The organism is Pseudomonas petroselini, from assembly GCF_045037875.1.
Taxonomy (GTDB): domain Bacteria; phylum Pseudomonadota; class Gammaproteobacteria; order Pseudomonadales; family Pseudomonadaceae; genus Aquipseudomonas; species Aquipseudomonas petroselini.
In genome coordinates this window covers 6,337,589-6,361,101 of sequence record NZ_CP173614.1, presented here as the reverse complement: position 1 = coordinate 6,361,101, position 23,513 = coordinate 6,337,589, and the positions used below count along the sequence as shown (strand labels likewise).

Below are 23,513 nucleotides of genomic sequence, written 5' to 3'. Positions count from 1 at the left end.
CCCGTCGCCCCATGCGTATCGATCCTCGCCCGTTGCCTGCCGTCCTGCCGTTTCTCGGTGACTTGCCACCGCTGTTGACCCGTCTCTACGCCGCGCGCGGGGTGCAGTCCGAAGCCGAGCTGGACAAAAGCCTGGCGCGGTTGATTCCCTATCAGCAGCTCAAGGGCATCGACGCAGCGGTGGACTTGCTGGTGACCGCGTTGGAACAGCGCCAGCGTATCCTCATCGTCGGTGACTTCGACGCCGACGGCGCCACGGCCAGCACCGTGGGCACCTTGGGCCTGCGCTTGCTCGGCGCCGCCCATGTCGATTACCTGGTGCCCAACCGCTTCGAGTATGGCTACGGCCTGACCCCGGAAATCGTTGCGGTCGCGCTGCAGCGCGAGCCGCAGTTGCTGATCACCGTGGACAACGGTATCTCCAGCGTCGAAGGCGTGGCGGCGGCGAAAGCGGCCGGGCTGAAGGTGCTGGTGACTGACCACCATTTGCCCGGCGATGAATTGCCGGCGGCGGATGCCATTGTCAACCCGAACCAGCCGGGCTGTGAGTTCCCGAGCAAGGCCCTGGCCGGTGTGGGCGTGATCTTCTACGTGCTGATGGCCCTGCGGGCGCGCCTGCGCAGCTTGGGCTGGTACGAGCATAAGCCTCAACCCAACATCGGCGAACTGCTCGACCTGGTGGCCCTGGGCAGTGTGGCCGACGTAGTGCCCTTGGACGCCAACAACCGCATCCTGGTGCATCAGGGCCTGGAGCGCATCCGCGCCGGTCGCGCACGGCCGGGGATCAAGGCGATCCTTGAAGTGGCCAAGCGCGACGCGGCACGTATCACCTCCACCGACCTGGGTTTTATCCTCGGGCCGCGCCTGAATGCCGCCGGGCGCCTGGATGACATGAGCCTGGGCATCGAATGCCTGCTCACCACCGACGTTGCCGCCGCGCGTGAAATGGCCGCGCAACTGGACGGCATGAACCAGGACCGTAAATCCATCGAGCAAGGCATGCAGCGCGAGGCCCTGGCCCAGCTCAAGGACTTGCCGGTGGAGTCGATGCCCTACGGGCTGTGCCTGTTCGACCCGAAATGGCACCAAGGCGTGATCGGCATTCTCGCCTCGCGCATGAAAGAGCGCTATTTCCGCCCGACCATCGCCTTCGCTGATGCCGGTGATGGCCTGCTCAAGGGCTCAGGGCGCTCTGTGCCGGGGTTTCATATCCGCGATGCGCTGGCGGTGGTCGCCAGCCAGCATCCCCACCTGATCGCCAAATACGGCGGCCACGCCATGGCGGCTGGTTTGACGCTGCCCGAAGAAAACTTCCCGCTGTTTGCCGAGGCCTTTGATGCCGAAGTGCGCCGGCAGCTGCGCGAAGAAGACCTGACCGGGCGCCTGCTGTCCGACGGTACTCTGGCAGTGGAAGAGTTTCACTTGGAACTGGCCCGCGCATTGCGGCACGCGGGCCCTTGGGGGCAACACTTTCCCGAGCCGTTGTTTCACGGGGTGTTTCAGTTGGTGGAACAGCGCGTGGTGGGCGAGCGGCACCTGAAAGTGGTGCTCAAGAGCGAATGCGGGTCCGTGAAGCTCGACGGCATTGCGTTTGGGGTGGACCGTGAGGTCTGGCCGAACCCGACGGTGCGTTGGGTGGAGCTGGCCTACAAGCTGGATGTGAACGAGTTTCGCGGGAATGAAACCGTGCAACTGATGATCGCGCACATCGAGCCACGCTAGATCTAAGCAACACCACAAAACCAATGTGGGAGGGGGCTTGCTCCCGATGGCAGTAGACCAGCCAACTGATCTTTGGCTGACCCACCGCTATCGGGAGCAAGCCCCCTCCCACATTTGGTTTTGCGTATGGCAGAAATTACTCGGCTTTGTCCTTGGCCTGGTGCTTCACGATGATATCCACCAACCGTTTGGCCAGCGCCGGGTAGTTCTCGTCGAAGTGATGCCCACCTGGTAACTTCAAGGCTTCACCCACGGCGGTCTTGTCCGTGCAGCCGCTCTCGTCGACTTCTTCCGCACCGTAGATGCACACCACTTTCTCAGGCGGCAGCTTGGCCATTTCCGGGCCGGTGGCGGCTTCTTTGCCTGCGTTGCCCAGCCAACCTTCCACTTCAATCTCGAAGCTGCCAGTGCGCGCAAATGCCAGCAGGATGATCGCGTCCACGCGCTGTTGCTCGTTTTCCGGCAGGCGGTTGTAGATGGCCGGCAGTACATCGGCGCCGAACGAGTAACCGGTCAGCACGAAGCGCTTGGTGCCCCACTTCTGCCGGTAGTGCTGCATCAGCTCGGTGAGGTCCTTGGCGCTTTGTTCCGGGCTCTTGTGCTGCCAGTAGTAGCGCAGGGTGTCGATGCCCACCACCGGGTAGCCGATCTTGGCCATTTCACCGGCCACGTCGCGGTCCAGGTCGCGCCAGCCGCCGTCGCCGGAGAGGAACAGGGTGACGGTGTCCTTGGCTTGGCCCGCCGGTACTTCAACCACTGGAATTGCCAGGCCGCCGTTGTCCGAGCCCACCAGTTGCTTGCGCAGCTCGTTGTTCAGCACTTGCGGGTAATGAATGTCGTAGTCGCTGATGCTGGTCGTGGCACGTGGGGTATCGCGTACGAAACTGGCGGCATCATCCTCAGGGTTGTCGTTCCAGGCCACCAGCCAATTGCCGTGGGCTGAGGTTTTTGGCAAAGGGTCGTTGCAGCCTGGCTGGGTCATGGCGAAACCGACGGAGATGGCGTTGGCCTTGTCGTCGCTTTGTGCCGCCAGCCAGCGCCAGGCCAGGCTTGCGCCAGGGCCGATGCCGCTGACCAGCGTCGCGGGGCCCTTGAGCTGGCCCAGGGCGTTTTGCAGGGCTTTTTCCTGCAGCTTGCAGTCGTCCTTGGGCAGGATCACTTGGACAATCTGCGCCTTGCCGCCTTGGCTCAAGGCAATCAGTTGGCTGTCCGTCAGGGTTTCATCGGCCATCACGGCCACGGCCACACGGGCCTTGGGCGTGCCGTACGGGGTCACGCGGGTCATGACCGAACCGTCGGCCTGGGGTAGTTGCTCCAGGGTCGGCTGCGGGGCAGGGCGGTTCCAGTACCAATAGCCGCCACCCAGGACCAGGGCGAGCAGCACTACAAAGGCCAATACATACCGCCAGGAACGTCGAATCATCAGCGTTTCACCAATCCAGTCAAGCCGCCCGCGATCAGGGCGGCGGTATCGGCCAGTGCCACCAGCGGATCAAGTCCTGCGGGCACGGCCATGTAACGGGGTTCCCAGTCAGGCTGGAACTTGTCTTTGAAGCGGCGCAAACCTTGGAAGTTATACAGTTGCTCGCCACGTCGGAACACCATCGAGCCCAGGCGTTGGGTCAGCGGGGCGCCGCGGCGTGGTTGCAGGCCCGACAACGGCACCATGCCGAGGCTGAAGCGGGCGTAGCCGTGACTCTTATAGTGTTGAATCAGGCCGACCATCATGAACTCCATGGTCAGCTTGGGCGCGTCCGGATGGGCGCGCATCAGGTCGAGACTGGCCAGGTCGTGGTTGTAGGTCTCGAGCAGGTTGGCGAAGGCCACCGGGCGCCCTTCGAAGCGAATGATCGCAATGCGGAAGTGCTTGAGGTAGTCGTCGCTGAAACGTCCCAGGGAAAAGCCTTTTTCCCGTACGTTCTTGCCGGTCAGCCAGGCATCGGAGATGACCTTGAGTTCATCCATCGGCGCCGTGCCTGGTTCAAAGATCTCCAGGGACAGACCGTCGCGGGTGCCGCGGTTCCAGGTGTAGCGCAGGTCCTTCATCTCTTTGCCCTTGGCTTCCAGGTCAAAGCGTTTCAGGTCGACGCGGGCTTCTTCGCCCAGCTTGATCGCGGTGAGGCCGATGTCCATGTAGTACGGCAGGTTCTCCGCGCGGACCTGGTAGAACACCGGGCGCGCGTGGTGGATGTCGCACAGGTCGCGGAACTGCCAGATCATTTCGGCGCGTGGCTGGGTCGGGCCGATTGGGTCGTACAAGGCTACCAGGCTGCGCCCGCGACGGGCGTACATGAGAAAAGCTTCATCATTGGGATGGAACAGCAGCGCCTTGTCACCGGTCAGCGCCAGGCCGCCGTCGGGCTGGGACGAGGCCATCAGGATCTTGCTGGCGCGCTCCAGTTCATCGGGGGTCGGCAGGTGGATCACCGGGCGCGCGGTGCGCAGCAGCCAGGTGAGCGACACGATCACCAGCAGCACGGCGGCGCCCAGCAGCGAGCGCAAGCCGCGTGGGGCGTTGGCGTCCAGGGTGAACTGCCACCACAGTTGGTGACTGTAAGGGACGTCTTGGTAAGCGAACAGCAACAGCCAGATCGAGGCTCCCAGCACGCAGACACTGGCGACCAGGTACAGCGGCGAGAAGGGCAGCTCGGTGAGGCGGCTGGCGCGGTAGAACGAGCGGCGGAAGATTGCCAGCAGGATGGCGGTCATGGTCATCAGGCTGGCTTCTTCCCAATCGAAGCCTTTGAGCAGCGAGAGCAGGGCGCCCACCAGCAGCAGCACCATGGTCAGCATCCAGGCGGCTGACAAGCGTCGACGCAGGCCCTGGGCCAGCAGCAGGCAGAGCACGCCGATCAGGCTGGCGCCGAAGTGCGAGGCGTCAATCAGGCGGTGGGGAATCAGGAAGCCGATGTTTTCCAGGCGTGAGTCGATTTCGGGCGTGGCGCCGGAAAACAGCAGGACCACGCCGGACAAAAAAACCAGTACGGCCAGTACTGGCGCCGCCAGCCCCGAGGCGACCCGCAGGCTTTGCTGGGTCTGGAACAGGCGCTGGGCTTCGTTGACCAGCAGGAACACGCAGGCAATCAGCAGCGGCAGCACCACATAGATCATGCGGTACAGCAGCAGGGCAGCAGCCAATGGCGCCGCACCGAGTTTATCGGCGAAGGCCGCCAGCAGGATCGCTTCGAATACCCCCACGCCGCCCGGTACATGGCTGAGTACGCCGGCAGCCAGGGCCAGCAGGTACACGAGCAGGAAGGGCCCGAAGGGCGGCGCTTCCGGCAGCAGCATATAAAGGACGGTGGCGGCAGCGGCGACGTCCAGTGCGGTGATGATCAGTTGCAGGAAGGTCAGGCGGCGACCCGGCAGGCGCAGGGTACGACGGCCGGCTTTGACCAGCAGGTTGTCCGGGTAGGGCTGTTCAGGCAGGCGACGGCGATAAATGCCGATGCACAACACCACCGACAACAGCAGCACCGCGCCGGCGATGCCGCCGAGCAGGGTTTGCGGCAGATGCAGATAGGTGGATGCCGCGGGCAGGTTGCTCAAGGTGGCCAGTGCAGCCAGGGGCGGCAGTGCGCAGCCCAGGGCCAGGCTGGCGAACACCGTCATGTGGGCAACTTCCGACGCCCCGATACCATGGCGTGCATATAAACGGTAACGCACCGAGCCGCCCGAGAGCATCGACAGGCCAATCGCATTGCCAATGGCGAAAGCGGTAAAGCCGCCCAGGGCCAGGGTCTTGGCGGGTAGCTTCACCCCGGCATAGCGCGCACCGGAAAACTCGTAGCCCAATAGGATCACAAAGCCGGCGACGGCCGCGGCAAATGCGCCGAGCAGGGCGGGCTTGGGCACTTCCAGGATCGAGTCGTGGAGGGCGTAAAGGTCCAGCTCCAGCAGCAGGTGTCGGCAAGCGATCAGGGCGATGGCGAACAGCAGCAGCGTGACGGCCAGCCCGATGGGTTGCCGGTACTTGCTCACCAGGTCCAGCCAACGCAAACGCGTTGGCGGGATCGGTTGTTCTGCTGTGACGGTGTCTTGTGGTTCAGACGAGTTGGCGCGCATCAATCACCTCGTGGATTGTGCGCGACAGGATGGAGGTATCCAGCCAAGTTACCAATCCCTATGGACAAAATAATTACAAATATTAACGCGTATCACCGGGGTCGGCGACAGCGGCCATTGGTCGTAGAGGGTAGTGCTTGAGCATTCAGCATAGCTTGCAATGACATGGACTCTACAACCCGTGTGGGGTTTCATGAAAGATGCCATGCCATTGTTTCAGAAGAACTTTTTTACCGGATACAAAAAAGGCCACTCTTTCGAGTAGCCTTTTTTGATGTTTGGTTGCGGGAGCCGGATTTGAACCGACGACCTTCGGGTTATGAGCCCGACGAGCTACCAGACTGCTCCATCCCGCGTCTGTGGGCGGCATTCTACAGCCCAGCGGCGAGGTGTCAACCGTTAATGGGCCGATGGGTCAAATAAGTGTAATTTGACCTGCCAGTCACCCTAAGTACGCGATAGAAAACGCTTTTGTAGTGAGCGGGGGAGTTGTGGTGGAGTGGGGGTGTTGTGGTGAGCAGGGTTGTTGTGGTGAGCGGGCTTGCCCCGCGCTGGGTGGCGAAGCCGCCCCAACAAAGACACCGCCGAGCGCCTGATAAACCAAGTCGCCTGGTTTGGGGCGGCTTCGCCACCCAGCGCGGGGCAAGCCCGCTCACTACAAAAAAAACGGGCACAAAAAAGCACGCACAAAAAAAGCAGACACAAAAAAAGCAGACACAAAAAAGGCCACTCTTTCGAGTAGCCTTTTTTGATGTTTGGTTGCGGGAGCCGGATTTGAACCGACGACCTTCGGGTTATGAGCCCGACGAGCTACCAGACTGCTCCATCCCGCGTCTGTGTGTCGGCATTCTACAGAGGAACGCGTGTGTGTCAACCTGTGAATTGAAGAAAAGCGCTTGTGGTTCAAGTGGTTAGCTCTCCAAGCTGACGCCTGATGAGGCTCTGGGCCAGTCGGGCCGAGGGTTTCAGCTCTATTGGGATGCGAAATTCGATTGAGAAAATAAATTCATCTTGGAATTTTCCTACCGCTCAAGCGGAAGATTAAAACTACTGGTGCTATATACAGGTGTGAATGCGATACTGGCGCCCCGTAGGTTCACACCCCGTTTATATGACGCAGCGCAAAATCATCCACGTCGACTGTGATTGCTTCTACGCCGCCATCGAGATGCGCGATGACCCGAGCCTGGCGCAAAAGCCGTTGGCGGTGGGCGGCTCGGCGGACCGGCGCGGGGTGATCGCTACCTGTAACTACGAGGCACGCGCCTACGGGGTGCGCTCAGCGATGTCGTCACGCCATGCCTTGAAGCTGTGTCCGGACCTGACCATCGTCAAGCCGCGCATGGATGCCTATAAGGAAGCGTCGAAGGAAATCCAGACGATCTTTCGCGATTACACCGACCTGATCGAACCGCTGTCGCTGGATGAAGCCTACCTGGACGTGTCCGACAGCCCGCATTTTGGCGGCAGCGCCACGCGTATCGCCCAGGACATTCGCCGCCGCGTCTCCAACCAATTGCACATCACCGTGTCCGCAGGCGTGGCGCCGAACAAGTTCCTGGCCAAGATCGCCAGTGACTGGAAGAAACCCAACGGGTTGTTCGTGATCACCCCGGACCAGGTCGAAGACTTTGTCTCGCAGTTGCGAGTGAGCAAGTTGCACGGTGTGGGCAAGGTCACCGCCGACAAGCTCGCGCGCCTGGGCATAGAAGACTGCTTGCAGTTGCGTGAATGGAACAAGCTGGCGCTGGTGCGCGAATTCGGCAGTTTTGGCGAGCGGCTGTGGAGCCTGGCCCGTGGGATCGATGATCGTGTGGTGCAGAACGACAGTCGCCGGCAGTCGATCAGTGTAGAAAATACCTACGACGTTGACCTGCCGGACCTCTCAAGCTGCCTGGCCAAACTCCCCGAATTGATGGAAACCCTGGCCGGACGCATGGCGCGCATCGACAGCAGTTACCGTGCGGGCAAGCCGTTCGTTAAGGTGAAGTTTCATGACTTTACCCAGACGACGCTGGAACAGGCGGGGGCCGGGCGGGACCTGGAGAGTTATCAGCAACTGCTGACCCAGGCGTTCAATCGTGGCGGGAAGCCGGTGCGGTTGTTGGGGATTGGTGTGCGGTTGCTGGACCTGAGCAACGGCAACGAGCAGCTCGAGTTCTCTTGGTAGGAACCCGGAACCAAAATGTGGGAGGGGGCAAGCCCCTCCCACATTTGATCTGCAACACTTCGAGCGTCTCAGCGTGCTCCAGGGTCTGCGACTAGCCGCCCCGCATCCTTGGTCAGTGCCTGCAGGAATTCCTGCTGCAACTCGGGATCATTGCGGGTCAGTTCGATCAGGCTTTGTTCCAGCTCGCTGGCTTCCTCTTCCAGGCCCAGCTCCGACAGGCGCTTGACGCGGTGCACCCACTGGCTGACTTCGTCGTCTTCCAGATCGTCGTAGATCAGGCCATGGGCTTCCAGCAACTTGCCGCGCAGGGTGTTGCTGATCGCCAGGGTCGAGTCCGAATGCACATCGTCCTGGCCATCTTCCACGCTGATCTTCAAGGTCGTGACGCGGTTCAAGTCCTGCTCGGCAAACGGGCTGTCCAACAGGTTCAGGCGCAGCACGCCGTTGCGGTCGGTGGTCAGCTCATGCACTTGCTTGCCGGCAGTGACCTGCACCGGGCGTTCGCTCCAGGGCAGGCTCGAATACTCCACACGCTTGTCGCGCTGGACTTCATCGATGCCCGCCAGGTTCTGTTGCGCACGGCCGTGGGATTGCACGTTCATGAACGGGTTGAGACCGTCCACACCGTAGGTCAGCCAGTCGTGGGTCATGCTGGTCGGCAGGTTGCCGAGGGCGAAGATGTTCACCACGTTGGCGCCCGCGCCCGCCACCAAAGCGACCGCGCCCAAGGGCATCTCATAGAGTTTGCGCCAGGGTTGGTAAGGGGTGTAGCGATCGTAGCGACGGGTGACTTCGAACTCGGTGACCTCGAAGGTCTTTTGCTCGTGAATGCGTACCCGGCGTTGCGGCAGCTCCAGCACTTTGGGTTCGCCTACATCGATCTGCAGGCTGTGGTCGAGCAACTTACGCTCGACCCGCTCCTCGTGCTCACTGCGTTGCGACATCTGGTTGGCGCAGCCGCTGACCAGCAGGGCGCCGCACAAGGCGGCGCCCCCCAGGGCTCTGGTGTTTCGCTTGAACATGACTTCTCTTGATCTGGTTTTCAGCGACGAATACGCGCCTGAAGGAAAGACAGCACGTCAGCCACCGGCAACGGTTGGGCTTCGGCTTCGGTCCGGCTCTTGTATTCCAGATTGCCATCGGCCAGGCCGCGGTCACTGACCACGATCCGGTGCGGGATGCCAATCAGTTCCATGTCGGCGAACTTGATGCCCGGGCTGGTTTTCTTGTCCCGGTCATCCAGCAACACTTCAAAACCGGCGGCCGTCAGTTCGGCATACAGTTTGTCGGTGGCTTCGCGCACTTGCTCGGTTTCATAACGCAGCGGTACCAGGGCAACCTGGAACGGCGCCAGCGCGTCACTCCAGATGATGCCTTTCTCGTCGTTGTTCTGCTCGATGGCAGCGGCCACCACGCGCGATACGCCAATGCCGTAGCAGCCCATTTCCAGGGTGATCGGCTTGCCGTTCTCGCCCAGCACTTCGCACTTCATCGCCTTGCTGTACTTGTTGCCCAGCTGGAAGATGTGCCCGACTTCGATGCCGCGCTTGATTTCCAGGGTGCCCTTGCCATCCGGGCTTGGGTCGCCGGCCACCACGTTACGCAGGTCGGCCACGGTTGGCACCGGCAGGTCACGTTCCCAGTTCACGCCGAAGTAGTGCTTGTCGTCGATGTTGGCGCCGATCCCGAAGTCGCTCATCAGCTCGACCGAGCGGTCGATGATGATCGGCAGCGGCAGGTTCAACGGGCCGAGGGAGCCGGCACCGGCGCCAATGGCGTCGCGCAGTTCGGCGTCGGAGGCCATGACCAGCGGGCTGGCCACGCCAGGTTGCTGGGCGGCCTTGATTTCGTTGAGCTCGTGGTCGCCACGAATCACCAGGGCGATCAGCTTGCCTTCTTCTTCGGCGTGCACGATCAGGGTCTTGATGGTCTTTTCAATCGGCAGATTGAATTTCTCCACCAGGGCCGCGATGGTCTTGGTCTCTGGCGTATCCACCAGGCGCAGCTCTTCAGCCGGCGCTGGACGGGAAGTTTCCCGTGGCACGGCTTCGGCTTTCTCGATGTTCGCGGCGTAGTCGGAACCGTTGCTGAATACGATATCGTCTTCGCCGGACTCGGCCAGCACGTGGAATTCGTGGGAGCCGGCACCGCCGATGGAGCCGTTGTCCGCTTCAACCGGGCGGAATTTCAGGCCCAGGCGCGTAAACACGTTGCAGTAGGCCTGGTGCATGCGGTCGTAGGTGACCTGCAGGGACGCCTGGTCAGCGTGGAACGAATAGGCGTCCTTCATGATGAATTCGCGGCCGCGCATCAAACCGAAGCGTGGGCGGATTTCGTCACGGAATTTGGTCTGGATCTGATACAGGTTCAGCGGCAGCTGCTTGTAGCTGCTCAGCTCGTTGCGCATCAGGTCGGTGATCACTTCTTCGTGGGTCGGGCCGGCGCAGAAGTCGCGGCCATGACGGTCCTTGAAGCGAAGCAGTTCAGGGCCGTACTCTTCCCAGCGCCCGGATTCCTGCCACAGCTCAGCCGGTTGGGTGCTCGGCATCAACACTTCCAGAGAGCCGGCGGCGTTCATCTCTTCACGCACGATGGCTTCGACCTTGCGCATCACCTTCAAGCCCATGGGCAGCCAGGTGTACAGGCCGGAGGCCAGTTTGCGGATCATACCGGCGCGCAGCATCAGCTGATGGCTGATCACGACCGCGTCGGAAGGCGTTTCTTTCTGTGTGGCGAGCAAATATTGACTGGTACGCATGGTAGGCCGTTGTCGGTTGCTTGGACTTGAAATGACTTGGGATTGTACGGGCGCAAGCTGCCGCCGTACAGGCATCAGAATACAGGGCTGTTTGTAGTGAGGGCGCTTGCTCCCGTTCGACAGCGCAGCTGGAGCCGGCTTTTATAGGGGCGCTTCGCACCCCAGCGGGAGCAAGCTCCCTCACTACACAAGCATGTGTGTCAGTCGTCTACCGGTGGATTCAACCGAATCCGCCGATTCTCCTGATACCAATGCAGCGCAATCAGCAACAACGTCGGCACACCCAACATGCAGGTGATCAGGAAGAAATTGTGATACCCGAACTTTTCGACCATCACCCCCGAATACCCACCGATCAGGCGCGGCAGCAGCAGCATGATCGAGCTGAGCAGGGCGTATTGGGTGGCGGAGAACTTCAGGTTGGTCAGGCTTGAAAGGTAGGCGACGAACGCCGAGGTCGCCAGCCCCGAGCTGAAGTTGTCCAGCGAGATGGTGAAGATCAGCATCTGCAGGTCCGGGCCCATGTCCGCCAGCATCACGAACAGCAGGTTGGTGCCGGCCGACGCGATACCGCCGATAAACAGGATCGGCAGGATGCCGAAGCGCACGATCAGCAGGCCGCCCATGCCGGCACCCACCAACGTCATGATCAGGCCGAAGATCTTGCTGACCCCGGCGATCTGGTCCTTGGTGAAGCCCTGGTCGATGTAGAACACGTTGGCCATTACGCCCATCACCGTGTCGGACATGCGATAGGTGGCGATCAGCCCCAGCAGCAGTAATGCTTGCCAGCGGTAGCGCAGGATGAAGTCATTGACCGGCGTCAGCACAGGGGCCAGGCCGCGTCGACCCATGGCCGAGAGGCACAGGGCGGTCAGGGTGATATAGAGGATGGCGCGCAGGAAGGCACGGTCTTCCATCAGCAAGTCCCACAGGCTCATGCCGTGGAACAGCACGCTTGCGAAATCCGTGTTGAACAGTTGGGTGAACATCGCCGGCACCGACACCAGCAACACGATCAGCACAAACACCGAGACCAATTGATGCACGAAGCTGTAGCGCCCGGCCTGCAACTGGGTGCGCAGTGGCACATTGGGTTCGCGCATGAACAGGGTGGTCAGCAGCGCAGGAATCATCAACACGCCGAACAGCACATAGGTGCCGGTCCAGGCCGAGTGTTTATAGTTGAAGCCGGTGGAACCGAAGCCTTCGGCAAAGAACAGTGCACCCGCCGTGGCCAGCAGCGCGGCGATGCGATAACCGGACATGTAGCTGGCGGCCAGGGCAGCCTGGCGGCTGTCGTCGGCGATTTCCAGGCGGTAGGCGTCGACGGCGATGTCCTGGGTCGCCGACGCGAAGGCCACGACGACGGCGATAGCGATCAGCCAGGACAAGTGTTTCTGCGGGTCGCAAAAGCCCATGCCGATCAATCCGAGGATCACCAGCGATTGGGCCAACACCAGCCAGGAGCGGCGGCGTCCGAGTTTGCCGAGCAACGGCAGGCGCCATTGGTCGAGCAGCGGCGACCAGACCCATTTAAAGGCATACGCCAGACCGATCAGGCTCGCGTAACCGATGGTTTCGCGGGCCACACCGGCCTCACGCAACCACACTGAAAGCGTCGAGAACACCAACATGTAAGGCAAGCCGGCGGCAAAGCCGAGCAACAACAGGACTAACGTCGAGGGGCTGGCATAGGCGGCGAGCGCGGCGCGCCAGGTTTTACGGGGCATGGGCTGGAGTCTGCCTCAGGTTTGCGGAAACAAAGCGCGCACTCTAACCGCTGTGCTCTACCGGGCGCCAGCCATGGCGCTGAATATCCACGCGATTGTTGCGGACAGTGACACCTTCATCGCGTAAACGCGCGCGCTGTTCGTCACCTGACGCACTGCCCGCCGGCAGACTTATCCGACCACAGGCACCCAATACACGGTGCCAAGGCAGCTTGGTGTCTTCGGGAAGCTGGCTCAAGGTGCGGCCCACCCAGCGCGCCGCGCGTCCGAGCCCGGCCAGGTGTGCCAGCTCGCCGTAACTGACCACGCAACCTTCAGGCACTTGCGCCAGGGTCAGGTACAGCGCGGTGCGGCGCATCTCGGCGGGGCTTTGCGGGGGCTCGGCAGATTTATTCACTGTGAGTCTATCCGTTGAAATCGTCGTCATTTGTGTAAGAAACGTCTGTAAACATGGCGATGAGCATTGAACTCAACCCCGATCCTTGAGTCAGTCCTTGCTAAGACGTTATCTAACACGATAATGCCCTCTTTTCGCCAAGCCCGAGCCTCGAATCCGCTTATGTTGTCCAGAACCCTGCTGTGCCTCGCTGTTGTCAGCGCCTCAACGCCCTTGCTCGCAGATACCGTGTGGTTAAAGAACGGTGACCGCCTGACCGGCAAGATCAAGGTCTTCGACGGCGGTAAGTTGCTGATCCAGACCGACTACGCGGGCGCCATCCCGGTGGACTGGAAGCAGGTCAAGACCCTGCAAAGCGACCAGGAGTTGCTGGTCAAGCAGGATGCCTACACGGGCGAGAAGGCCAAATCATTGCAAGCGGCGGATGATGGCAAAGTGGTGCTGGCCAATGGCGAGGCGCCCAAGACCGTCGACCTGGCCAGTATCCAGCAGATCATCAAGCCCAAGCCGGTGATCGAAGACTTGGTGTGGAAGGGCAATGTCGACATGGCGCTGGACTACAAGCGCGCCGAGAAGGACACCAACGACTACGACGTCGACTTCAAGACCACCGCGCGGCATGGCCAATGGCGCCATACCGGGCAGGGCGAGTACAACCGCGAGTTCCAGGACGACGTGACCACCACCGACAACTGGGCGTTGGAATACGACCTCGACCGCTTCCTGACCGAACATTGGTTCTGGCAAGGTCGCTTGACCTACAAGCGTGACAAGGTTGAAGACCTCGCCCGCCAGCGTACGGTCGGTACCGGCCCGGGCTACCAGTTCTGGGACGATGAGCTGGGGGCATTCTCCCTGGGTTCGCTGGTTAACCGCACCGATTACGAATATTCCGACGGCGGCAAGGACAACTTCTATTCCCTGGCCATGAAGTGGAACTACAACCGCTATCTGGTAGGCAAGACCGTTGAGTTCTTCACCAGCGGCGAACTCGGCAAACCCATCGGTGGTCCGGCGGAGTATTCCCTGGATGCGGAAATGGGCCTGCGCTACAAAGTCACCGAATGGGCCTCGCTCAACCTCAAGGCTGAACGCGATGTCATCAGTGGCGACTCGGAAAGCAGCCTGAGCAAGACCCGTTACACCGCAGGCTTCGGTGTGGCCTGGTAACAGCCTTCGACACATCCCGGCAGGAGAGCCTCTGGCAACTGGTGCGTAGATTGATTACCTTGTGTTGAGATCCATTCCCATATGCCATGGGCGGCGGAATACCCGAGGAGTCAAACGTTGAGCGCACAGGTTGCCAAGAACGCCCGAGAGCTGTTGCTCAAGGAATACCGTGGGGCCCTCTCCACATTGTCCAAGGCCATGCCCGGTTTCCCTTTCGGGTCGGTCGTGCCGTATTGCCTGGACGAGCAGGGCCGCCCACTGATCCTGATCAGCCGGATTGCCCAGCACACCCATAACCTGCAAAAAGACCCCAAGTGCTCATTGCTGGTGGGTGAACGTGAGGCGGATGACGTGCAGGCGGTCGGGCGCCTTACCTACCTGGCCGAAGCCGAAAAACTGGAAGAGGGCGCCGCGATTGAAGCGGCGGCCGAACGCTACTATCGGTACTTCCCCGATTCGGCCAACTACCACAAGGCCCACGACTTCGACTTCTGGGTACTCAAGCCGGTGCGCCACCGCTACATCGGCGGCTTTGGCGCGATTCACTGGGTCGACCAACTGACCCTCGCCAACCCGTTCGCCGGCCAGGCTGAGCGCAGCATGATCGAACACATGAACAGCGATCACACCAAGGCCATTGCCCACTACGTTGAACTGGCAGGCCTGCCTGCCACCGAACCTGCGCAGTTGGCGGGCATCGACAGCGAAGGCATGCATTTGCGTATTGGCCAGTCGTTGCATTGGTTGCCTTTTGCAGCGCCTTGCAACACGCCGACACAAGTCCGCGAAGCGCTGGTTTCATTGGCCCACGCTGAGGTCTGGCCGAAAAAAGAGGCCGCTGACGCTTGAATTCACGAAATGGCGACGTCATCTAAGGTGGACTGGCAAGGCATTCTTGCGTTGAGGAACCATTTGATGCGCCCTTTTTTATTGCTCTTTCTGCTGTTCCCGGTGTTGGAGCTGTTCGTATTCGTTCAAGTCAGCGGTGCGATCGGGTTTTTCCCGGCCCTGTTGCTGATCATTCTTGGCTCGATGCTCGGCGTCCTGGTGCTGCGCGTCGCCGGCCTGGCCACGGCGCTACGTGCCCGTGAAAGCCTCAACCGTGGCGAACTGCCCGCGCAGACCATGCTTGAAGGCCTGATGATGGCCCTGGCGGGTGGCCTGTTGATCCTGCCAGGCTTTATCAGCGATGTGGTGGGCCTGGTGATGTTGCTGCCGGTCACCCGTAAGCTGCTGGCCGGCAAGATGCGCCAGCGGGCTGAAGAGGCTGCGATTCGCCAGCGTGCCTTCGCCGAAGACCTGCAACCCCGTGGTGGCCCGGCTCCGCGCCAGCCCCTGGGGCGTGAAGGCGATGTGATCGAAGGTGAGTTCGAACACCGCGACAGCAAATAACCGCTTCATTGGCACGGCACCTTCGGGTGCCGTGTTGCTTTCAGCCGTCGGCACAGGTAAAAAATTTCCGCCGCGGCCCCTTGTAATAAGCTTATGCGCCCTTATGTAACGGTCACCGCAAGGTTTCTGGTGGCGACACCAGACAGACTTCCGCGTCTTGCTTGGCGAGGCGCGACCGGCACAGCCGGAAGACAACCCGCCGGTACACACACCGGCCGATGAAAAACACAATTAGGAGAGATCGACAATGAGCAAGCTTCGTCCTCTGCACGACCGCGTCGTAATCCGTCGCAGCGAAGAAGAAAAGAAAACCGCCGGCGGGATCGTTCTGCCAGGTTCGGCTGCTGAAAAAGCCAACCACGGTGTGATCGTCGCTGCTGGCCCAGGCAAGACCCTGGAAAACGGTGATGTACGTGCGCTGGCCGTTAAAGTCGGTGACAAGGTTGTATTCGGCCCTTACTCCGGCAGCAACACTGTGAAAGTCGACGGCGAAGACCTGCTGGTTATGGCTGAGAACGAGATTCTCGCCGTTCTGGAAGACTGATTTCCCCGCTCATTTTCCCGTTACTACAAAGTATTTAAGGAATATCGATCATGGCTGCTAAAGAAGTTAAATTCGGCGATTCCGCCCGCAAGAAAATGCTCACCGGTGTCAACGTCCTGGCTGACGCAGTAAAAGCGACCCTGGGCCCGAAAGGCCGTAACGTGATCATCGAGAAGAGCTTCGGCGCTCCGACCATCACCAAGGACGGCGTTTCCGTCGCCAAAGAAATCGAACTGGAAGACCGTTTCGAAAACATGGGCGCGCAGCTGGTCAAAGACGTTGCCTCCCGTGCCAACGATGACGCAGGCGACGGCACCACCACTGCTACCGTCCTGGCCCAGGCGATCGTCAACGAAGGCTACAAAGCCGTCGCTGCCGGCATGAACCCGATGGACCTCAAGCGCGGCATCGACAAGGCGACCATCGCCATCGTTGCCGAGCTGAAAAACCTGTCCAAGCCATGCGCTGACACCAAGGCTATCGCTCAGGTAGGCACCATCTCCGCCAACTCCGACAGCTCCATCGGCGACATCATTGCCGAAGCCATGGAAAAAGTCGGTAAAGAAGGCGTGATCACCGTTGAAGAAGGCACTGGCCTGGAAAACGAACTGTCGGTTGTAGAAGGCATGCAGTTCGACCGTGGCTACCTGTCCCCGTACTTCGTCAACAAGCCGGAAACCATGGTTGCCGAGCTGGACAGCCCGCTGATCCTGCTGGTCGACAAGAAAATCTCCAACATCCGCGAAATGCTGCCAGTGCTGGAAGCCGTTGCCAAAGCCGGCCGCCCACTGCTGATCGTTTCCGAAGACGTTGAAGGCGAAGCCCTGGCGACGCTGGTTGTGAACAACATGCGTGGCATCGTTAAAGTCGCAGCCGTCAAGGCTCCAGGCTTCGGCGACCGTCGCAAGGCCATGCTGCAGGACATCGCCGTTCTGACCGGCGGTACCGTTATCTCCGAAGAGATCGGCCTGAGCCTGGAAAGCGCCACCCTGGAAAACCTGGGCAGCGCCAAGCGCGTGACCATCTCCAAAGAAAACACCATCATCGTTGACGGTGCTGGCGTAGAGCAGGACATCCAGGCTCGCATCACCCAGATCCGTGCCCAGGTTGCCGAAACTTCGTCCGACTACGACCGTGAAAAACTGCAAGAGCGTCTTGCCAAGCTGTCCGGCGGCGTTGCAGTGATCAAGGTTGGCGCCGGTTCCGAAGTCGAAATGAAAGAGAAGAAAGCCCGCGTTGAAGACGCCCTGCACGCAACCCGCGCAGCCGTTGAAGAAGGCGTGGTACCTGGCGGTGGCGTTGCGCTGATCCGTGCTCTGGAAGCCCTGACCAACCTGACCGGCGACAACGCTGACCAGAACGTCGGTATCGCTGTACTGCGTCGTGCTGTTGAAGCGCCGCTGCGCCAGATCGCTGCCAACTCCGGCGACGAGCCAAGCGTTGTGGTCAACGAAGTCAAGAACGGCAAAGGTAACTACGGTTACAACGCTGCGACTGGCGTCTACGGCGACATGATCGAAATGGGCATCCTGGACCCTACCAAGGTGACTCGTTCCGCGCTGCAAGCTGCAGCCTCCATCGGCGGCCTGATCCTGACCACCGAAGCTGCAATCGCTGACAAGCCTAAGGCTGAAGGCGCTGGCGGTGGCGGTATGCCAGACATGGGCGGCATGGGTGGCATGGGCGGCATGATGTAAGCCAGCCTTACCCCCGCTCTGAATAAGCCCCGCCTGCAGTGATGCAGGCGGGGCTTTTTTGTACCTGTATGGGCATCGGCAGTGGTTGAACAGGTTGCCCGTCTACGTGTGGAGTTCCCGCACCTGCGGCACCTCAACCCTCGAGGGCCGGTAGAGCAACAGGCAGTACAGGCCCAGGCAGATCAGCCAACAGAAAATCGCCGTCCATACATTGTGGGAGAAGAAGTGGGCGCCTTGCAGCATGCGGCTCACTGAAAAAGCGCTGCCCAGGCCGATGGCAAAGATGAATGCCTTGCGCGCCAGGCGTGGCCGGCGATCGCGTAGCGCAAAGAACCAGGCAAACAAGGCAAACCCGGTTGCCGCATGACCGCCGGGCCAGCAGCGCCCAGGTTTATCCGTGGGCGGGCGCGGGCTCAGCAGTGCGCTGTAGGTTTCCTGGCCGCCGAATTCCTTGAGGCTCCAGGGGCACTGCACGGCGGTGATGGTTTTCAACGGCGAGACGAAGGCCGTCGCCAGGCCGAGGGACAGGACCAGGCAGACGAGTTCGCGGCGATAAGGCTTGAGCCGTTGCAGGATAAAGGTGCCGACAAGCCCTAGAATCGCTAGAACCGAAAACAGGATGACCAATTGCTTGGCACGGTCATGCAGGATGTCTTCAAGGAAGAAACTGTAACGCCCGATGAAGCCGCCATCCGCCGCATTGTAGAAACGCTTGGCGAGGTCCATGTCCAGCGATGTCAGCTCCAGCAACAGCATCAGGAGCGCGCCACCGGCGGGTATGCCCAGGCACAGCCAAAGATTGAGTGGCTTGGAAGCCGGCGCCGCGAGTGTGGACTGCATGACGAACCCTGCTTGAAGAATCCCGTACCGAACGGCACGGGACGTGTTCGTTAACGCTTGCTAAGTACCGGAACCTCGTCCTTGGGGGCTCGCCATCCAAGTAATTGCTGCTTGAACCCGTAACTGGCGGCTTGGTAGTAGGTGATCGCCCGTTGGATCAACGCGTCCTCGCTGCCGACCCGCAGCTCCTGGCTCTCGCCCAAGGCTTGATCGTGGCGACGCAGACCCAGGCGTGGGCTCAGGATCGCCAGGTCAGTGCCGTCAAACAAACCCAGGTGTTGATAGTTACCGACCACTACGCGCGGTGGCAGCGGGTTGTCCTGCAACAGGTTGCGGCCGAAGAAGGTTGATTCGTAGCTCAGGTTGATCAGGCCCAGCAAGGTTGGCGCCAGGTCGATCTGGCTGGCCAGTTGCGCGGTTTCCCGAGCATCGATCAGCTTGGGCGCATAGATGAACAGTGGAATCTGGTAGTTGGTGATAGGCAAGTCTTCCTTGCCCGCGCTGCCGGCCGTGTGGTCGGCGACGAACACGAAAATCGTGTTATCGAACCACGGCTTCTGGCGCGCTGCCTCCAGGAACTCGCCGATGGCATGGTCGGTGTATTTCACCGCGCCATCACGGCCGTTGCCGGATTTGATATCGATGCGCCCGTCCGGGTAGGTGTAGGGGCGATGGTTGGACGTGGTCATCAGTTGCAACAAAAACGGCTGCTGCTTGGCGTAGTCGGCATCGGCCAGCTTGAGGGTCTGTTTATACAGATCCTCGTCGGCCATGCCCCAGGCGTTTTTAAACGAGATCTCCGATTCAGGTACGCTGCTCTGATCGACGACCCGATAACCGTTGCCGCTGAAGAACGCGTTCATATTGTCGAAGTAACCACGCCCGCCGTAGACGAACACACTGTCATAGCCAATGGCGCTGAGGTGTTGGCCGAGGCTGGCGAAGCCGCTTTCCCGGCCGATGCGCTTGACGATCGAGCGCCCAGGCGTGGGGGGAATTGCCAGGGTGATCGCCTCCAGACCGCGATCGGTGCGGGTGCCGGTGGCGTAGAAGTTATTGAAATACAGGCTCTGTTTGCGCAGCGCATCCAGGTTAGGCGTAAGGTTGCGGCCATCGCCATTACTGCCCAGGTACTTGGCGCTGAAGCTTTCGATGGTCACCAGCACGATGTTGGGTTTACGTAGCGTGCCTGGGTTGGTGATGGCGCGGCGGATATCCAGCGGGTCCTGGCCGATGAAGCGCGCGTTGGGTTCGCTGAGTTCAGCGCGCAGTTGTCGGGCCACGATGTCCGTAGGCAGGGTTTTGTAGAACTGCGGGTAATCCAGCTCGTTATTACGGAAGGCGGCAAAGAACTGATACGGGCCATTGCTCGCCAACTCGTTCTTGTAGGCATTGCCGCCCTGCGTGCGCGGGCTGTCCTGGCTGATCAGTTGCAGGCTCAGGCCGGTGACGACCAGCAGGGCCAGGGCGTTCAGCAGACGACCACGCATCGCCGGCAGCGGGGCACTCATCGCTGCGTTGAATGGCTTGCGCAGGGCCAGGCTCAGCACAATGGCCAGCATCGCCAGCAGGCTGAGCAGTTTGCCGATCGGGTAGGACTCCAACAGGTTGTTCAACACCTCATCGGAATACACCAGGTAATCGACGGCGATAAAGTTGAAGCGCACGCCGAATTCATCCCAGAACAACCATTCGGCAACCGAGGTAAACAACATGGCGAACAGGCTGACAGTCAGCACTGCCTGCAGGAACCAACGGTGCCCACGGCGGCGCCACAGGGCGGGTGGGCATAGCAGCAGGTACAGCCCCAGTGGCAGGGCCGCGTAGGCTAGAAAACCCAAGTCGTAGAGCACACCCACACCAAACACCGGCAGTAAGTTGCCTCCGACCTCGTCCAGGTGAGTGATGAGCAGTACGCTGCGTGTGAGCAAGAAAATAACCAGCCAGGCACCGGTTACCAACAGCAAATAGCGCATTGGCGCTGTTTTGAACAAACCCATGTCTATGTTCCTTATATCAATGGGGGCGATCTTCGCCCTGACACTGTAGTCAGTTTGTGAAGCTATAGTGAAAAACTCGTTCGACAATACAATCAGTTGAAAAGCTTTATCGACGGGCCTTTCAGCTCTATCCCTGAGCCCCACTTGGCCTTAAGCTGCGCGAGCCAACACGGCCGTTACCGCGTACGGAGACACTGCCCATGCGAATTTTATTGGTTGAAGACAACCGCGATATCCTCGCCAACCTGGCGGATTATCTGGGTTTGAAGGGCTATACCGTGGACTGTGCGCAGGACGGTTTGTCAGGCCTGCACCTGGCCGCCACCGAGCATTACGACCTGATCGTGCTCGACATCATGCTGCCCGGCATCGACGGCTACACCCTGTGCAAGCGCCTGCGTGAAGACGCCCGCCGTGACACGCCGGTGATCATGCTCACCGCCCGCGACCAACTCGACGACCGGCTACAGGGCTTCAAGTCCGGTGCCGATGACTACCTGCTCAAGCCGTTTGCCCTGTCGGAACTGGCCGCGCGTATCGAAGCCGTGCTGCGCCGTGCCCAGGGCGGCGGTCGCCGCGCCCTGCAGGTGGGTGACCTGAGCTACGACCTCGACACCCTGGAAGTCACCCGCGAGGGGCGCCTGCTCAAGCTCAACCCGGTCGGCCTGAAACTGCTGGCGGTACTGATGCAGAAAAGCCCGCACGTGCTGCGCCGCGAAATTCTCGAAGAAGCCCTGTGGGGCGATGACTGCCCGGACAGCGACAGCCTGCGCAGCCACGTTCATCAATTGCGCCAAGTGATCGATAAGCCGTTCGCCAAACCGTTGCTGCAAACGGTGCACGGCGTGGGTTATCGCCTGGCCGAGGGTCGTGATGGAGTTTAAGCAAAGCCTTTCCCAACGGATCATCATCGCCTTTGCCTTGATGAGTGCGTTGGTGGCGGGCGCCTTTGCCATGGGCATCGTGGCGACTGTGCACTTGGTCGAAGAAAAGTTGATCTCGGCGGGCCTGGGCGGTGACTTGCAGCGTCTGCTGCTGATGGACACGGTCGAGGACTGGCGGCACCGGCCCGAGCCGGACCAATTGTTTTACTTCAGCGGTGGGCCTGGCGACTTTGAGTTGCCCAAGGATTTGCGGCACCTTGAGCCCGGGTTCCATGAAGTATTCCGCGAGACGCTGTCGTACCACGCCATGGTCGAAGTCATTGACGGCAGGCGCTACGTGCTGCTGCAGGATCAAAGCGATTTCGAAGAACGCGAGCGGGTGCTGTTTGCGGTCGTGCTGGTGGGCTTCGTCCTCAGCCTGGCCCTGGCGGTGTTCCTGGGTTGGGTGCTGGCGCGCAAAGTGATGGCACCGGTCGTGCGTCTGGCCCGCCAGGTACGTCACCGTGACCAGTTGCTGGGCCTGGCACCGCCCCTGGCGCCTGACTATGCGGCGGATGAAGTGGGCGAGCTGGCCGTGGCCTTTGATGCCACGCTGGGAAGGCTGCGTCAGGCGCTGTCCCGCGAGCAGATGTTTACCAGCGATGTAAGCCACGAATTACGCACGCCGTTGATGGTATTGGCCAGCTCCTGCGAACTGTTGCTGGAAAACCCGGCCATCGATCAGCGTGGGCGTAACCAGGTACAGCGTATTGCCCGGGCGTGTGAAGAGATGCGTGAGCTGGTGCAAACCTTCCTGATGCTTGCCCGCGCCGAACACGACAATGCGTCGATGTCGCCACAGGTGACGTTGCCGCAGGTCGCCGACGACTTACTCGGCATCTGGCGTGAACAAATCGAGCGTAAAGGCCTGGAACTGATCTACCAGCCGGGTAACCCCCTGGACACGCGCTACAACACCACCTTCCTGCATGCGGTAATGGGCAACCTGTTACGCAACGCCTTGCACTACACCGAACACGGCTTTATCCGCCTCACGTTGGAGCCGAGCGGTTTTGTGGTGGAAGACTCCGGAGTGGGCATTCCGGAAGACAAGCGCGAAGCGATGTTCGAGCCCTTCGTGCGCGGCAACGAGAAACGCGGTGAAGGATTGGGCTTGGGCTTGTCGCTGGTCCAGCGGATCTGCGAAAACCAGGGCTGGAGCGTCAGCCTCAGCACCATGGAGCCCAACGGCTGCCGCTTTCATGTGCAATTGAGTCAGGTCAACGCCTGACTCTACCCTCTGCCGCAATCCTGCCAGAGATCCCCGCTATTCGGCGAAGATGGCCCCATGCCATTGCTTGTGTCTGTAAAGTCTTGAAATGTATGGGATTGGACAGGACAAGTTTTTCACAACTGGTTGACCTGTTGATCACAGTTCACTGCTTAAGGTTGTAGGCATCAGTAACTGGAGATCAGTGATGTCTACCCCGATCAAACTCGAATTTTCCGAAAAGTACGACGACGAGCACGCGCAGAATTATTTGCTCAAGCATCAGGACAATCTGGCTCGCCGGCTGTCCCACAAACGCGACGAGCAATTAGCGCGCGGTGCGCTGGCCATGGCCGGTGAGCCTGGGCTGGTGCTGGACCTGCCATGCGGGGCCGGGCGGTTCTGGCCGTTGCTGGCTGAAAAGCCCAACCGTGTGATTATCGGTGCCGACAATTCAGCGTCGATGTTGAAGGTCGCCACAATCGCCCAACCGGCGGACGTGGTGAAACGGGTACGCCCCTTGCAGACATCTGCCTTTGATATCGATTTGCCAGATAACTCAGTCGACAGCATCTTCTGCATGCGCCTGATGCACCATATTGGTGATCCGGCGCACAGGCTAGCGATACTGCGGGAATTTCAGCGTGTTACCCGCGACAGCGTGATCATTTCGCTGTGGGTGGATGGCAATTTCAAGGCCTGGAAACGCAAGCGCGCCGAAGTAAAACGTCGCAACAAGGGTGAGCAGGAAGGTTACCAAAACCGGTTTGTGTTACCGGCTGCTACTGTTGAAGCAGAATTTGAGGAAGCGGGTTTCCGTGTCCAGGAGTCCCTGGACTTCATACCGCTCTACGCCATGTGGCGAGTCTATGTATTGCGCAAGAGGTAACAGG

Annotated in this window: 18 protein-coding genes and 2 tRNA genes; 10 read left to right on the top strand and 10 right to left on the bottom strand. The window is 60.5% G+C overall.

All coding sequences use genetic code 11. The features are described 5' to 3' along the window. Positions 1 to 11 precede the first annotated feature (11 nt). Positions 12 to 1,721, top strand: coding sequence for a single-stranded-DNA-specific exonuclease RecJ (recJ, locus tag ACI512_RS29350; RefSeq protein ID WP_405121452.1), 1,710 nt, complete (start codon positions 12 to 14; stop codon positions 1,719 to 1,721). A gap of 136 nt (positions 1,722 to 1,857) precedes the next feature. On the opposite strand, the gene ACI512_RS29345 is transcribed toward recJ, so the two are convergent. From ACI512_RS29345 to ACI512_RS29330, 4 genes are all read right to left on the bottom strand, one after another. Next, on the bottom strand, positions 1,858 to 3,144 hold the full coding sequence (locus ACI512_RS29345) for a virulence factor family protein (protein ID WP_405121451.1): 1,287 nt from the start codon (positions 3,142 to 3,144) through the stop codon (positions 1,858 to 1,860). Continuing rightward, positions 3,144 to 5,786 carry a bifunctional lysylphosphatidylglycerol flippase/synthetase MprF gene (gene mprF / locus ACI512_RS29340; protein ID WP_064053734.1) on the bottom strand — a complete coding sequence of 881 codons (2,643 nt, stop codon included), beginning with the start codon at positions 5,784 to 5,786 and terminating at the stop codon, positions 3,144 to 3,146. The genes ACI512_RS29345 and mprF overlap by 1 nt, the downstream gene beginning before the upstream one ends. A 279-nt stretch (positions 5,787 to 6,065) precedes the next feature. Beyond that, positions 6,066 to 6,142: transfer RNA gene (locus ACI512_RS29335), tRNA-Met, on the bottom strand. Positions 6,143 to 6,542: 400 nt separating this feature from the next. Then, positions 6,543 to 6,619: transfer RNA gene (locus tag ACI512_RS29330), tRNA-Met, on the bottom strand. Between the two features lie 278 nt (positions 6,620 to 6,897). Here ACI512_RS29330 and dinB point away from each other — a divergent pair. After that, a complete protein-coding gene (gene dinB, locus ACI512_RS29325; RefSeq protein WP_064054577.1) occupies positions 6,898 to 7,956 on the top strand; it encodes a DNA polymerase IV in 1,059 nt (352 codons plus the stop codon). A 68-nt stretch (positions 7,957 to 8,024) separates the two neighbouring features. Here the strand turns inward: dinB and ACI512_RS29320 are convergent, their stop codons facing one another. The 4 genes from ACI512_RS29320 to ACI512_RS29305 all read right to left on the bottom strand — a co-directional run bounded on the left by ACI512_RS29320 (position 8,025) and on the right by ACI512_RS29305 (position 12,805). Further along, complete coding sequence (locus ACI512_RS29320) at positions 8,025 to 8,978, bottom strand: hypothetical protein (protein ID WP_015885686.1); 954 nt, start codon at positions 8,976 to 8,978, stop codon at positions 8,025 to 8,027. A gap of 20 nt (positions 8,979 to 8,998) precedes the next feature. Beyond that, positions 8,999 to 10,714 carry a proline--tRNA ligase gene (locus tag ACI512_RS29315; RefSeq protein WP_064054578.1) on the bottom strand — a complete coding sequence of 572 codons (1,716 nt, stop codon included), beginning with the start codon at positions 10,712 to 10,714 and terminating at the stop codon, positions 8,999 to 9,001. A 200-nt stretch (positions 10,715 to 10,914) separates the two neighbouring features. Beyond that, positions 10,915 to 12,447 (bottom strand): AmpG family muropeptide MFS transporter, encoded by a 1,533-nt coding sequence (locus ACI512_RS29310; protein ID WP_015885684.1) that lies wholly within the window; start codon positions 12,445 to 12,447, stop codon positions 10,915 to 10,917. Between the two features lie 43 nt (positions 12,448 to 12,490). Next, positions 12,491 to 12,805, bottom strand: a complete 315-nt coding sequence (locus ACI512_RS29305) for an MGMT family protein (RefSeq protein ID WP_231808087.1) — start codon at positions 12,803 to 12,805, stop codon at positions 12,491 to 12,493. A 201-nt stretch (positions 12,806 to 13,006) separates the two neighbouring features. Here ACI512_RS29305 and ACI512_RS29300 point away from each other — a divergent pair, with 201 nt between their 5' ends. The 5 genes from ACI512_RS29300 (at position 13,007) to groL (ending at position 17,647) form a co-directional block, all read left to right on the top strand. Beyond that, on the top strand, positions 13,007 to 14,014 hold the full coding sequence (locus tag ACI512_RS29300; RefSeq protein WP_046035257.1) for a DUF481 domain-containing protein: 1,008 nt from the start codon (positions 13,007 to 13,009) through the stop codon (positions 14,012 to 14,014). 117 nt (positions 14,015 to 14,131) lie between these two features. Beyond that, complete coding sequence (locus ACI512_RS29295) at positions 14,132 to 14,863, top strand: HugZ family protein (protein WP_046035258.1); 732 nt, start codon at positions 14,132 to 14,134, stop codon at positions 14,861 to 14,863. A gap of 66 nt (positions 14,864 to 14,929) precedes the next feature. Next, positions 14,930 to 15,406, top strand: coding sequence for an FxsA family protein (locus ACI512_RS29290; protein ID WP_064054580.1), 477 nt, complete (start codon positions 14,930 to 14,932; stop codon positions 15,404 to 15,406). Between the two features lie 247 nt (positions 15,407 to 15,653). Further along, positions 15,654 to 15,950, top strand: coding sequence for a co-chaperone GroES (groES, locus tag ACI512_RS29285; RefSeq protein ID WP_003175874.1), 297 nt, complete (start codon positions 15,654 to 15,656; stop codon positions 15,948 to 15,950). A 50-nt stretch (positions 15,951 to 16,000) separates the two neighbouring features. Next, complete coding sequence (gene groL / locus ACI512_RS29280; protein WP_015885679.1) at positions 16,001 to 17,647, top strand: chaperonin GroEL; 1,647 nt, start codon at positions 16,001 to 16,003, stop codon at positions 17,645 to 17,647. Between the two features lie 102 nt (positions 17,648 to 17,749). Here the strand turns inward: groL and ACI512_RS29275 are convergent, their stop codons facing one another. Both ACI512_RS29275 and ACI512_RS29270 read right to left on the bottom strand, forming a co-directional pair. Then, complete coding sequence (locus tag ACI512_RS29275) at positions 17,750 to 18,487, bottom strand: phosphatase PAP2 family protein (RefSeq protein WP_231808083.1); 738 nt, start codon at positions 18,485 to 18,487, stop codon at positions 17,750 to 17,752. Positions 18,488 to 18,537: 50 nt separating this feature from the next. Next, a complete protein-coding gene (locus ACI512_RS29270) occupies positions 18,538 to 20,487 on the bottom strand; it encodes an LTA synthase family protein (protein ID WP_236381945.1) in 1,950 nt (649 codons plus the stop codon). A gap of 200 nt (positions 20,488 to 20,687) precedes the next feature. Here ACI512_RS29270 and colR point away from each other — a divergent pair, with 200 nt between their 5' ends. The 3 genes from colR to ACI512_RS29255 all read left to right on the top strand — a co-directional run bounded on the left by colR (position 20,688) and on the right by ACI512_RS29255 (position 23,509). Continuing rightward, on the top strand, positions 20,688 to 21,371 hold the full coding sequence (colR, locus tag ACI512_RS29265) for a two-component system response regulator ColR (protein ID WP_003175870.1): 684 nt from the start codon (positions 20,688 to 20,690) through the stop codon (positions 21,369 to 21,371). Next, complete coding sequence (locus ACI512_RS29260) at positions 21,361 to 22,641, top strand: HAMP domain-containing sensor histidine kinase (RefSeq protein WP_015885676.1); 1,281 nt, start codon at positions 21,361 to 21,363, stop codon at positions 22,639 to 22,641. The genes colR and ACI512_RS29260 overlap by 11 nt, the downstream gene beginning before the upstream one ends. Positions 22,642 to 22,828: 187 nt before the next feature. Next, a complete protein-coding gene (locus ACI512_RS29255) occupies positions 22,829 to 23,509 on the top strand; it encodes a class I SAM-dependent methyltransferase (protein ID WP_043205833.1) in 681 nt (226 codons plus the stop codon). Positions 23,510 to 23,513: the final 4 nt, after the last annotated feature.